Source organism: Paraburkholderia sp. BL6669N2 (assembly GCF_003387275.1).
GTDB lineage: Bacteria > Pseudomonadota > Gammaproteobacteria > Burkholderiales > Burkholderiaceae > Paraburkholderia.
In genome coordinates, this window is the sequence record NZ_QUNA01000001.1 from 3,090,402 (window position 1) to 3,102,715 (window position 12,314).

The following is a 12,314-nucleotide window of genomic DNA, read 5'->3' on the forward strand; positions in this document are numbered from 1 at the left end:
AGGCTAAACGGCATGGCTGCACTAACCCTGCAAGGCGTTAAAAAAACCTACGACGGAAAACAGTTCGTGCTGCACGGTATCGACGTGGACGTCGCCGACGGCGAGTTCGTCGTGATGGTCGGTCCGTCGGGTTGCGGCAAATCGACCTTGCTGCGGATGGTGGCGGGACTCGAACGCATCTCGGAAGGCAGCATTTCGATCGCCGGCAAAGTAGTCAATCAACTGGAGCCGAAGGATCGCAACATCGCGATGGTGTTCCAGAACTACGCGCTGTATCCGCATATGAGCGTCGCCGAAAACATGGGCTACGCGCTGAAGATCGCGGGCGTGGACCGCGCGCAGATTGCGAAGCGCGTGGACGCCGCCGCGCAGATTCTCGAACTCGAAGCGCTGTTGCAACGCAAGCCGCGCGAGTTGTCCGGCGGCCAGCGGCAACGCGTCGCGATGGGTCGCGCAATCGTGCGCGAGCCGGCCGTGTTTTTGTTTGATGAACCCCTGTCCAATCTCGACGCGCGCCTGCGCGTGCAGATGCGGCTCGAAATCCAGCGCCTGCATGCGCGGCTCGCCACGACGAGTCTGTACGTGACGCACGATCAGATCGAAGCGATGACATTGGCGCAGCGTGTGATCGTGATGAACAAGGGCCATGCCGAGCAGATCGGCGCACCGACCGAGGTGTATGAACGGCCTGCGACGGTATTCGTCGCGAGCTTCATCGGCTCGCCGGGGATGAATCTGCTGGAAGGCCGCGTATCGGACGACGGCGCGTTTTTCGAAGTGGCGGGCAATGGCCCGAAGCTGCCGCTGACCGACGTCGCGTCGATCGGCCAGGAAGTTGCCAAAGGACGCGAATGGACGCTCGGCATTCGTCCGGAGCACATGAGCCCCGGCCAGGCGGACGCGCCTCACGGAACGCTCACCGTCGACTCCTGCGAGTTGCTCGGCGCGGACAACCTCGCGCACGGCCGCTGGGGCAAGCACGACGTCACGGTACGCCTGCCGCACGCGCATCGGCCCGCGGCGGGTGACGCGCTGCAGGTGGCGCTGCCCGCGCGGCATCTGCATTTCTTCGATCCGGTGAGCGGACGGCGCGCGAATTGAAGCGCGGCAAAGCGCGTCGGAACTCAGAACAACAAGCGCAAGAAAGACAATGACACGCATGATCCACAAGAGCCTGCGCTCGTGCGCGGCGATTGCCGCAGCGCTGCTGTTCAGCGCATCGACCGCGTTCGCTTACGTAGCGCCGGGCACCACGCCCGACGAAGCAGACCTTAGCAACCACAACACCTACACCAATCGCGACGGCAGTACGGTGCACGCGCCGGCCCGCTCGTTATCCGGCAAGGCGCCGGAAGGCGCAACCGCGCGCTGCCGCGATTCCACCTACAGCTTCAGCCGGCATCGCAGCGGCACCTGTTCGCGCCATGGCGGCGTGGCGGATTGGCTCTGAACACCCGAGCGGGGCCTGGCTGAACGGGTAGCCGCTGCCGCCCCGCGCTTGCGCCGAAGTACAATGCCACCTGAACCACCCGCCCGCGCGCGGGGCGTCGCGAAGTTCGACGCCGCGCTACATGCCGCGCCGGCCGGCGCCGGGCGCTCCGCCCGGCCATAACACCGATTACCCATCCACCCACGACCGCCCGCCCCCCTGCGGCCGGCGTCGTCAACGTCTATTGCAAGCAAATGGCCCAATACGTCTTCACCATGAACCGGGTCGGCAAGATCGTGCCGCCCAAGCGTCAAATCCTGAAAGACATCTCGCTGTCGTTTTTCCCCGGCGCGAAGATCGGCCTGCTCGGCCTGAACGGCTCGGGCAAGTCGACGCTGATCCGCATCATGGCCGGTGTGGACAAAGACATCGAAGGCGAAGCCACGCCGATGCCGAACCTGAACATCGGCTATCTGCCGCAGGAACCGCAGCTCGATCCGAACAAGACGGTGCGTGAAGCGGTCGAGGAAGGTCTCGGCGATGTCTTCGGCGCGCAAAAGAAACTGGACGAAATCTACGCGGCCTACGCCGAGCCGGACGCCGACTTCGATGCGCTCGCCGCCGAACAGGCAAAGTACGAAGCGATCCTCGCCACCACCGACGGCAGCGCTGAGCAGCAGATCGAAATCGCTGCCGACGCGCTGCGCCTGCCGGCCTGGGACGCGAAGATCGAACATCTGTCGGGCGGCGAAAAGCGCCGCGTTGCGCTGTGCAAGCTGTTGCTCGAAAAGCCCGACATGCTGCTGCTCGACGAACCGACCAACCACCTGGACGCGGAATCGGTCGACTGGCTCGAGCAGTTCCTCACGCGCTTCCCGGGCACCGTGGTCGCCGTGACTCACGATCGCTACTTCCTTGACAACGCCGCCGAGTGGATTCTCGAACTCGACCGCGGCCACGGCATTCCGTGGAAGGGCAACTACAGCAGCTGGCTCGACCAGAAGGAAGAACGCCTGAAGCAGGAAGAATCGTCGGAGTCGGCGCGTCAGAAGGCGATCAAGAAGGAACTGGAGTGGGTGCGCCAGAACCCGAAGGGCCGTCAGGCGAAGTCGAAGGCGCGTATTGCTCGCTTCGAGGAACTGAATAGCCAGGACTACCAGAAGCGCAACGAAACCTCGGAAATCTTTATCCCGGTCGGCGATCGTCTGGGCAACGAAGTGATCGAGTTCAAGAATGTCAGCAAGTCGTATGGCGACCGTCTGCTGCTCGACGACGTCAGCTTCAAGATTCCGGCGGGCGCGATCGTCGGCATCATCGGGCCGAACGGCGCCGGCAAGTCGACGCTGTTCCGCATGCTGACCGGCCGCGAACAGCCGGACTCGGGCGAGATCGTGCAAGGCCCGACCGTCAAGCTCGCGTACGTGGATCAAAGCCGCGACGCGCTCGACGGCTCGAAGACCGTGTTCGAAGAAATTTCCGGCGGCGCCGACGTGCTGACGGTCGGCAAGTACGAAACGCCGTCGCGTGCGTACATCGGCCGCTTCAACTTCAAGGGTGGCGATCAGCAAAAGATCGTCGGCAACCTGTCGGGCGGTGAGCGCGGCCGGCTGCATCTGGCGAAAACGCTGATCGCGGGCGGCAACGTCCTGCTGCTGGACGAACCGTCGAACGACCTCGACGTCGAAACGCTGCGCGCGCTCGAAGACGCCTTGCTCGAGTTCGCCGGCTCGGTGCTGGTGATCTCGCACGATCGCTGGTTCCTCGACCGGATCGCCACGCACATCCTGGCGTTCGAAGGCGATTCGCAAATCACGTTCTTCGACGGCAACTACCAGGAATACGAAGCGGACAAGCGCGCGCGTCTGGGTGAAGAAGCTGCGCGTCCGAAGCGTCTGCGTTACAAGCCGATCGCGCGATAAGCCCGGATCGGGCGGCCTGCGCGTCGGATTTATTGATGCGTGCGCCGCTTCGATGGCCGTTTCTCAGGCGCTCGAACGGCGTCACTTCGCAGCGCAACCTGCCTCGCGGCGCAAACACGCCTGGGCGTCACCCGTATGAGCGGCAGGGCACACGCATTGCTCGCTATGGCGTGATACACGTCATCGCGGCGGAATTCGTGTCGCGCGTTCCGCCTTGGACAGACACATCTAAGAGCGCGCGCCGCCCGGCGTGCGCACAGACCGATCACTGCCACACCGCGCGACAGGCGGTGACGAGGAGGCAAGCATGGCGATGTCGAAGGGCAAGCGCTGGGCCGTCGCCGCGGGCGGCGTGCTGCTGGTGCTGATCGTCGTCGCGGTCGGCGCTTTGCAATTCGCGCAACGCGAGGTCAAGGAGCGTGTGATCGCGGCGCTCGGTCCCTTGGGCAGCGCCGAAACTATCGAGGTCGGCCTCACTTCGGTTCATCTCACCAACGTTCTTCTCAAAGCGCCGCCCGGCTGGCCGGCCGGCGATCCGCTCCGGGCGGACGAAGTCACCCTCACACCCGACATTCGCGATCTGATCGCGCGGCGCATGCATATTCGCAGCGTGGTGGTACGCGGCTTCGACATCGCCGTGCTGCGCACGAAGGACGGCGCGATTCGCCTGATGCCGAATCTACGAGAAACGGTGAATCGATCCGACACCGAAGGCAGCGGCACGGCGGCGTCCATTCCACGCGAAAAGCAGATCGACCACATCAGCTTCGAACGGGGCAACTTCCACTTCTACGACATGACAGTTGGGCCGCCGCCCTTTAAGGTGACGGTCAGCGATGCCAACGCGACCGTCGATAATCTGCGCCTGCCCGCGCTCACTGACCCGACCCATGTCAATGTCACGGGCTCGATCAAGGGCCCGCAGCATACGGGCACGGTGTCGTTCGGCGGCTGGATCAAGGTTGCCAGCAAGGATTCGCAGACTACGAGCAAGCTGCGCGGCGTCGATATCGTGATGCTCGACCCGTATCTCATCAAGAAGGCCGGCGCCAAGGCGCAAGTGGCAGGCGGCACGGTCGATCTGACGGTGGACTCGACGGTGAGCAACTATCAGTTGCACGCACCCGGCACACTGACCATTCACAATCTGCAACTCGCCGACAGCGGCAATCCGCTCGACACGTTCATGTCGATTCCGACCAAGGCTGCGGTCGCCGCGCTCAAGTCGCACAACGGCGACATCACGCTGCATTTCGTACTGGATGGGAATTTGCGCGACCCGAAATTCTCGGTGCAGGAGGGGCTGATAAAGCGCATCGGCAACGGTTTTGCGAAGGCGCTCGGTGTGAGCGTCGAAGACGTGGCAAAGGGCGCAGGCGAAACCGTGAAAGGCTTGGGTAACGCGTTGAAAAATCTGCTCGGCCAGTAGGCTGGGGCAAACGCCTCAGCCTTAAACCGGCAAGCCAAGCTCGCGCAGTTTCGCTTCGGTTCCCGCGGCGCTGGTGTGATGCACGCCATGCCAGCCGAGCGCCGTCGCGGCCTCGGCATTCTTCAGGTTGTCGTCGATGAAGACGAGTTCGGCGGGCTCGATGCCCGGCAATTGCATCTCGATCCGCTCGCGCATGGCCGCGAAAATGGCCGGATCGGGCTTCACCATCTTCACTCGCCCCGACACGACAATGTCGCGAAAGCGCCGCAGCACCGGGTAATGCTCCCACGCATACGGAAAGGTTTCCGCCGACCAGTTGGTCAGCCCGAAAAGCGGCACTTCGGCCGCTTCGAGCTTTTCCATGATTGCCACGCCCTCTTCCAGCACACCGGCCACCATCTCGTGCCAGCGCTCGTAGAACGCGCGGATCAGCGCTTCGTGATCGGGAAACTTCGCCACCAGTTCGGCGGTGGCCTCGACGATCGGCTGGCCGCCGTCCTGACGGATCACCCAGTCCATCGAACAGACGTGGGTCAGAAACCAGCGCCGCTCGGTTTCGTCAGGGATCAGTTCCCGATACAGATACTCGGGACTCCAGTCGATCAGCACGCCGCCGAAATCGAACACCACTGCCTTGATGGCCATGCACGCTCCGTAAGCTCGTTTCCGATTGCGATCAGATGGGTTGCGTGCGCAGCTCCAGCCACGCCTTGGCGTCGCCCGACACATGCGGCGACAGCCGCGTGCGCACCGTCTCGTGATACGCGTTCAGCCACGCGCGTTCGTCCTCGCGCAGCAGCGACAGGTCGAGGCAGCGCGTATCGATCGGGCACAGCGTCAAGGTCTCGAACTTGAGGAAATCGCCGAACTCGGTTTCACCGGCCGGCACGTTCAGCACCAGATTCTCGATTCGCACGCCCCATTTGCCCGGACGGTAAATGCCCGGTTCGACCGAGGTAATCATGCCCTCTTCCATCGCCGTCCACGGTTCGGCCGGCGCGTAGTGCGAGATCACTTGCGGACCTTCGTGCACGTTCAGGAAGTAGCCCACGCCGTGACCGGTGCCGTGGCCATAATCGGCGCCGGCTTCCCAGATCGGCGCGCGGGCGATCGCGTCGAGCATTGGCGAACGGATGCCGCGCGGGAACTGCGCGCGCGAAAGCGCCATGGTGCCCTTCAGTACGATCGTGAAATCGCGCCGCTGCGCGTCGCTAGGGGTGCCGATCGGCACCACGCGCGTAATGTCGGTCGTGCCGCTCAGATACTGCGCGCCCGAATCGATCAGCAACAGGCCGTTGCCTTCGATCACCGAATGCGATTCCTCAGTGGCGCGGTAGTGCGGCATCGCGCCGTTCGCGTTGAAGCCGGCGATCGTCGCAAAGCTCAGCGACACGAAACCCGGACGGCGCGCGCGAGCCGCCGTCAAACGTTCGTCGATGGTGAGTTCGGTGATCGTCTCGTTGCCGAGCGCGCCTTCGAACCACGCGAAAAATTCCGCCAGCGCCGCGCCGTCCTGTTCCATTGTCTCGCGCACATGCTCGGCTTCCGCCTCGGTCTTGCGCGATTTGAAGAAGGTGGACGGATTGACGGCCTCGACCACGGTGACCGTCGACGGCACCGATTGCAGCGAGCCAAACGTGATGCGGCGCGGGTCGATCAGCAGCGTGCTGCCGGCGGGCAGCGCGGCCAGTGCGTCCGCCGCCTTCGCATACGGCTCGACGCTGATGTTGTCCTTCGCGAGCGCGTCGGCTAGCGCCTGCGGCACCTTGCCGTCTGCGACGAACAGCGACGCGTGGTCGACACCGATCAGCGCATGCGCGACGAACACGGGGTTGTAGCTGACGTCGGCGCCGCGCAGATTCAGCAGCCACGCGAGATCGTCGAGCGTGGAGATGAAGTGCCATTGCGCGCCTTTGTCAGCCATCGCGCGGCGAATCTGCGCGAGCTTGTCCGAGCGTGCGACGCTCGCATGCGGCGCGGCGTGCTCGAACACGGCGGCCGCCGGCAGCGACGGACGCTGCGGCCAGATCGCGTCGAACAGATCGACGTCGGTGCGCAGCTGCACGCCGCGCGCGTTGAGAGCCTGGCTCAAGGCACGCGCCGCCGCTACGCCGAGCACGGCGCCGTCCACGCCGACCGTGGCGCCAGCCGGCACGTTCTGAGCGAGCCATTCGAAATGCGGCACGGTCTGCTGGCCGCCGGTCATTTTCATGAGCTGAACGCCGGTGCCGGCCAGTTGCGCATTGGCCTGCTCCCAATAGCGGCTGTCTGTCCAGACGCCGGCAAAGTCCGCGGTCACGACCAGCGTGCCGGCCGAGCCGGTGAAACCGGACAGCCACTGCCGGCCTTGCCAGCGCCCAGGCAGATACTCGGACAGATGCGGGTCGGCGGACGGCACCAGATAGGCGGCCACGCCTTCGCGCGCCATTGCGTTGCGCAAGGTGGCAAGCCGTTCGGGAATGGAGGAAGTTTCGGGGAGTCGGGCATTCATCGGAGTCACCTGCAAATATTCATCGACGGGAAAGCAAGCCGACCGTCACGGCAACGGCGATCAACGCGACGCCGGTGCATACCGGCCATTCGAGCGTATCGCCGTCATGGAAGAGACCAATCACGTTGCCGGCCATGTGCGCGACGGCCGCGCCCAGTACGCCGGCCAGCAGCGCCACCCACCACCGGGCGCGGCTCGCGCGTCGCAGCGGATGCAACCACCAGCCCGCGAGGCCAATCGCCGCCCCCAACACTACAAGGCCGGGCCACCCCATTAGCGGCTGGCCTCGCGCAGTTTCGGATTCGTCTCATGGGCGCAAGGGGCCAACACAGCTAGCATTTTTGTCTCATTAACTATAGAAGTTCAGCACGGCGCTTTCCGCATAGCGGTTGAGTTTAGGGGTCGGGGTGATGTTAGGCAAGCTGTCAGCCTTACGGAAAAGCCTGGTCCCCGGTCATTGCCACGCTGAAAGCGCGTCATGCGAATTGCCCTTATCGAGCCGGACTTGCGGCATGCTGAACTGGTCGGCCGGTTGGTCTTCGCCGGCGGTCATCTGTGTCAGCACTTCATCGCGAGCGTGCCGTTTCTCAAGCACGCGAACGAAGAATTCTTCGACCTTCTCATCACCGAAAGCTGGGCCGGCGACCATTCCGCCGAAGATGTCATTCCGCGAGCCCGCGCCATCCTGCCGGGGTTGCCGGTGATCGTGCTGATGTCGGCGCCGCGCGAAAGCCAGATTGTCGCCGCGCTGCACGCCGGCGCCGACGACTGCCTGACCAAACCGGTCCGCGGCCCCGAGATGCTGGCCCGCGTCGACGCGCTGCTGCGCCGCGCCGGCTTGCGGCGCCCGCCCAACCGGCGGCGCGACATCATCGGCGAATATGCGTTCGATGCGGCGCAATTTCTCGTCACATTCCGCAAGCAAACAGTTTCGCTGACGCCGAAGGAATTCCGCCTTGCGCTGCTGCTGTTCAGCAATCTCTCGCGGCCGGTGTCGCGAGCGCATATTCTTGAAAACGTCTGGACGCGCCGTCGCGACGTAAGGTCGCGCACTGTGGACACGCACGCGTCGCGCGTGCGCAATAAATTGCAGCTTCATCCGGAACACGGCTATTGCCTGACGCCGCTTTACGGCTTCGGCTATCAACTGGACGCGATCCCGCTGGAGGCCGTTGTAAACGCGAAATAAGCCGCGCGCAATGTGGAAATCGTGGAAACGCTATAATATTGGGCTAAACCATAGCTCCCCCAAATGCAGCTTCTAACGATCGGAATCAACCACCACACTGCGCCTGTCGCCTTGCGCGAACGCGTGGCGTTTCCGCTCGAACAGATCAAGCCTGCTCTGGACACCTTCAAGAGCATATGGCTCGGCCCGTCGGCCCGCACGGCGCCTGAAGCGGCCATTCTCTCCACCTGCAATCGCACCGAACTCTACTGCGCGACCGACGACCAGGCGGCGCGCGAAGCCGCAATCCAGTGGCTCTCCAAGTACCACAACCTGCCCATCGAGCAGCTCGCGCCGCATGTCTATGCGCTGCCGCAGTCGGAAGCCGTGCGCCATGCGTTTCGCGTCGCTTCCGGGCTGGATTCGATGGTGCTGGGTGAGACGCAAATCGTCGGACAAATGAAGGACGCGGTGCGTACCGCGTCCGAAGCGGGCGCGCTCGGCACCTATCTGAACCAGTTGTTCCAGCGCACCTTCGCCGTGGCGAAGGAAGTGCGTAGCACGACCGAAATCGGCGCTCAGTCGGTTTCCATGGCGGCCGCCGCGGTGCGCCTCGCCCAGCGGATTTTCGACAAGGTCTCGAACCAGCGCGTGCTGTTCATCGGCGCGGGCGAAATGATCGAGCTGTGCGCCACGCACTTCGCGGCGCAGCAACCGCGTGAACTCGTCGTTGCGAATCGCACGGCCGAGCGCGGCACGCGTCTGGCCGAGCGTTTCAACGGCCGGGCCATTCCGCTGTCGGAACTGCCTTCGCGCATGCATGAGTTCGACATTATCGTGTCGTGCACGGCGTCCACCTTGCCGATCATCGGTTTGGGTGCGGTCGAGCGGGCAGTGAAAGCGCGTCGTCACCGGCCAATTTTCATGGTCGATCTGGCCGTTCCGCGCGATATCGAACCCGAAGTCGGCAAACTGGAAGACGTGTTCCTCTATACCGTCGACGACCTCGGCGCGATCGTCCGCGAAGGCAATGCGTCGCGGCAAGCCGCGGTCGCGCAGGCCGAAGCGATCATCGAAACGCGCGTGCAGAATTTCATGCAATGGCTGGACGCACGCAGCATCGTGCCGGTGATCCGCCATATGCACACGCAGGCCGACGTGCTGCGCCGCGCCGAAGTCGAACGCGCGCAGAAAATGCTCGCGCGCGGCGAAGATCCGGCCGCCGTGCTCGAAGCGCTGTCGCAATCGCTCACCAATAAACTGATCCACGGTCCTACGCACGCGCTCAATCGCGCGAGCAGCGAGAACCGCGACACGCTCATCGAACTCATGAGCGGTTTCTACAAACACTCCGGTTCCACGGAGCGTTAGCGGCGCAGCCACCGCCGCGCTGACCGGGCTACCCGCAAGTGGCCCGCGACGTGCTTCAGACCAGGGCATCCGCCCATTCCCCTAGTCGTCGTCTTTGCCGGAGCCCGCTCCGATACCCCGTCCGATGAAAACGAGCATGCAACGCAAGCTCGACCAGCTCACTACCCGGCTGGCCGAACTGAACGATCTGTTGAGCCGCGAGGACATCACCTCGAATCTCGACCAATACCGCAAGCTCACGCGGGAACACGCCGAGCTCGGACCGGTGGTGGACCACTACGCGCTGTGGCGGCAGGCCATGAACGACGCAACCACCGCGCAGGAATTGCTGGCGGATGCGTCGATGCGCGACTTCGCCGAAGATGAAATTCGCGCCGCCCGCGAGCGCATGGAAAAGCTCGGCGCCGAGTTGCAGAAAATGCTGCTGCCGAAAGATCCGAACGACGACCGCAACATCTTCCTCGAAATCCGCGCCGGCACGGGCGGCGACGAATCCGCGCTGTTCGCGGGCGACCTGCTGCGCATGTACCTGCGCTATGCCGAACGCAACCGCTGGCAAGCGGAAATGATGTCGGCGAGCGAGTCGGACCTGGGCGGCTACAAGGAAGTGATCGTGCGCATTGCGGGCGAAGCCGCCTATTCGAAGCTCAAGTTCGAGTCCGGCGGCCACCGCGTGCAACGTGTGCCGGCGACCGAAACGCAAGGGCGCATTCACACGTCGGCGTGCACGGTCGCGGTCATGCCGGAAGCGGACGAAATCGGTGAAGTCGAGATCAATCCGGCTGATTTGCGGATCGACACGTTTCGCGCGTCCGGCGCGGGCGGGCAGCACATCAACAAGACCGATTCCGCGGTGCGCGTCACGCACTTGCCGACGGGGATCGTCGTCGAATGTCAGGACGACCGCTCGCAGCACAAGAACAAGGATCGCGCGCTGAAGGTGCTGGCCGCGCGCATCAAGGACAAGCAATCGCACGAGCAGCAGGCGAAGGAAGCCGCCACGCGCAAGAGCCTGATCGGCTCGGGCGACCGCTCGGAGCGGATTCGCACGTACAACTTCCCGCAAGGGCGACTGACGGATCATCGTATCAACCTGACGCTTTACCGCCTCGACGCGATTATGGACGGCGATCTCGACGAACTGATCGCGGCGCTCGTCAGCGAGCACCAGGCGGAATTGCTGGCCTCGCTGGGCGACGCGGACTGAAGCGCGCATGAGTTCGGCCAAACCTGCCACGTCCGCCACACCTGCCGCGCTACTGCGCGCCTCGACGCTGCCGCCGCTCGAAGCGCGCATCCTGCTCACGCACGTGCTCGGCTGGCGGCCCACGCAGCTGATTACACGCAGCGACGAAGCGCTCGACACCCAGTTCGTCGAGCGTTACCAGACGCTGGAAGCGCGGCGCATAGCCGGCGAGCCTGTGGCACAACTGGTCGGCGCGCGTGAGTTTTTTGGGCTGGATTTCGAAGTCACGCCGCACGTGCTGATTCCGCGCCCTGAAACCGAATTGCTGGTCGAGACGGCGCTGACGGCGTTGGAAAACCACGTGCGGCCGCGCGTGCTGGATCTCGGCACGGGGACCGGCGCCATTGCCGTCGCGATTGCGTCGATGCGGCCCGATGCGCAAGTGTGGGCGCTCGACCGTTCCGCTGAAGCACTGGCGGTCGCCACGCGCAACGCCGCCCGCCTGCTCGACGCGCAACGCCCCGGCGGCGGCGTGGCGTTGACGCAAAGCGACTGGTACGACTCGCTGGACGCCTCGTTGCGCTTTGACGCGATCGTCAGCAATCCGCCGTATATCGCGAGCGGCGATCCGCATCTGGACGAAGGCGATCTGCGTTTCGAACCGCGCGGCGCGCTCACCGACGAAGCCGACGGGCTCAGCGCGATCCGCGTCATCATCGCGGGCGCACCCGCCCGGCTCGCCGCCGACGGCGTATTGTGGATCGAGCACGGCTACGATCAGGCCGAAGCCGTGCGCGCGCTGTTGACGGCACAAGGTTTCGTGCAAGTGCGCTCGGAGCGTGACCTGGCGGGCATCGAACGGATCAGTGGCGGGCGTCTGGACGGCTGACGCGAATCGGCAAATATCCACAAACGCTGCACGGACAAAGCGGCGCTCGGCCGGCTGTATCGAAATCCGCTATCATTTCAGCCTATTCCCTACACATCACGGAACCGCAAGGTCAGTCATGGATACGCAACAACGCATCAAGCAAATCGTCGACGAGAACAATGTCGTCCTCTTCATGAAAGGCACCGCTCAGTTCCCGATGTGCGGCTTTTCGGGCCGCGCTATTCAGATTCTGAAGGCGTGCGGCGTCGGTGAGATCAAGACCGTCAACGTGCTCGAAGACGACGAAGTCCGCCAGGGCATCAAGCAGTTCTCGAACTGGCCGACCATTCCGCAGCTCTACGTGAAGGGCGAATTCGTCGGCGGCTCGGACATCATGATGGAAATGTACGAATCGGGCGAACTGCAGCAACTGTTCGCCGCGGCCTAAGC

Annotated in this window: 12 protein-coding genes; 9 read left to right on the forward strand and 3 right to left on the reverse strand. The window is 64.0% G+C overall.

The genetic code is table 11. The features are described 5' to 3' along the window. The first annotated feature begins 12 nt into the window (after positions 1–12). The 4 genes from B0G80_RS13970 (at position 13) to B0G80_RS13985 (ending at position 4,777) form a co-directional block, all read left to right on the forward strand. Entirely contained in the window at positions 13–1,101 is a 1,089-nt protein-coding gene (locus B0G80_RS13970) for a sn-glycerol-3-phosphate import ATP-binding protein UgpC (RefSeq protein ID WP_116118381.1), read from the forward strand. A gap of 49 nt (positions 1,102–1,150) precedes the next feature. Continuing rightward, positions 1,151–1,450 (forward strand): DUF3761 domain-containing protein, encoded by a 300-nt coding sequence (locus B0G80_RS13975; protein WP_116118382.1) that lies wholly within the window; start codon positions 1,151–1,153, stop codon positions 1,448–1,450. Positions 1,451–1,683: 233 nt separating this feature from the next. Beyond that, positions 1,684–3,348, forward strand: a complete 1,665-nt coding sequence (ettA, locus tag B0G80_RS13980; RefSeq protein ID WP_012434465.1) for an energy-dependent translational throttle protein EttA — start codon at positions 1,684–1,686, stop codon at positions 3,346–3,348. Between the two features lie 307 nt (positions 3,349–3,655). Continuing rightward, positions 3,656–4,777 (forward strand): DUF748 domain-containing protein, encoded by a 1,122-nt coding sequence (locus tag B0G80_RS13985; RefSeq protein ID WP_116118383.1) that lies wholly within the window; start codon positions 3,656–3,658, stop codon positions 4,775–4,777. 21 nt (positions 4,778–4,798) lie between these two features. Here B0G80_RS13985 and B0G80_RS13990 read toward each other — a convergent pair whose 3' ends face one another. The 3 genes from B0G80_RS13990 to B0G80_RS14000 are packed head-to-tail and all read right to left on the reverse strand — an operon-like array spanning position 4,799 to position 7,542. Beyond that, on the reverse strand, positions 4,799–5,422 hold the full coding sequence (locus tag B0G80_RS13990) for an HAD family hydrolase (protein ID WP_116118384.1): 624 nt from the start codon (positions 5,420–5,422) through the stop codon (positions 4,799–4,801). A 31-nt stretch (positions 5,423–5,453) separates the two neighbouring features. Then, a complete protein-coding gene (locus B0G80_RS13995) occupies positions 5,454–7,268 on the reverse strand; it encodes an aminopeptidase P family protein (RefSeq protein WP_116118385.1) in 1,815 nt (604 codons plus the stop codon). A 19-nt stretch (positions 7,269–7,287) separates the two neighbouring features. Continuing rightward, positions 7,288–7,542, reverse strand: a complete 255-nt coding sequence (locus B0G80_RS14000; RefSeq protein ID WP_106284224.1) for a hypothetical protein — start codon at positions 7,540–7,542, stop codon at positions 7,288–7,290. A 204-nt stretch (positions 7,543–7,746) separates the two neighbouring features. Here B0G80_RS14000 and B0G80_RS14005 point away from each other — a divergent pair, with 204 nt between their 5' ends. From B0G80_RS14005 to grxD, 5 genes are all read left to right on the forward strand, one after another. Next, positions 7,747–8,457, forward strand: coding sequence for a response regulator transcription factor (locus B0G80_RS14005; protein WP_116118386.1), 711 nt, complete (start codon positions 7,747–7,749; stop codon positions 8,455–8,457). Between the two features lie 63 nt (positions 8,458–8,520). Then, positions 8,521–9,807 carry a glutamyl-tRNA reductase gene (hemA, locus tag B0G80_RS14010; protein WP_106284222.1) on the forward strand — a complete coding sequence of 429 codons (1,287 nt, stop codon included), beginning with the start codon at positions 8,521–8,523 and terminating at the stop codon, positions 9,805–9,807. 124 nt (positions 9,808–9,931) lie between these two features. Next, on the forward strand, positions 9,932–11,014 hold the full coding sequence (prfA, locus tag B0G80_RS14015; protein ID WP_116118387.1) for a peptide chain release factor 1: 1,083 nt from the start codon (positions 9,932–9,934) through the stop codon (positions 11,012–11,014). Between the two features lie 7 nt (positions 11,015–11,021). Then, entirely contained in the window at positions 11,022–11,882 is an 861-nt protein-coding gene (gene prmC / locus B0G80_RS14020) for a peptide chain release factor N(5)-glutamine methyltransferase (RefSeq protein WP_116118388.1), read from the forward strand. Positions 11,883–12,000: 118 nt separating this feature from the next. Continuing rightward, positions 12,001–12,312, forward strand: coding sequence for a Grx4 family monothiol glutaredoxin (grxD, locus tag B0G80_RS14025; RefSeq protein WP_012434475.1), 312 nt, complete (start codon positions 12,001–12,003; stop codon positions 12,310–12,312). Positions 12,313–12,314: the final 2 nt, after the last annotated feature.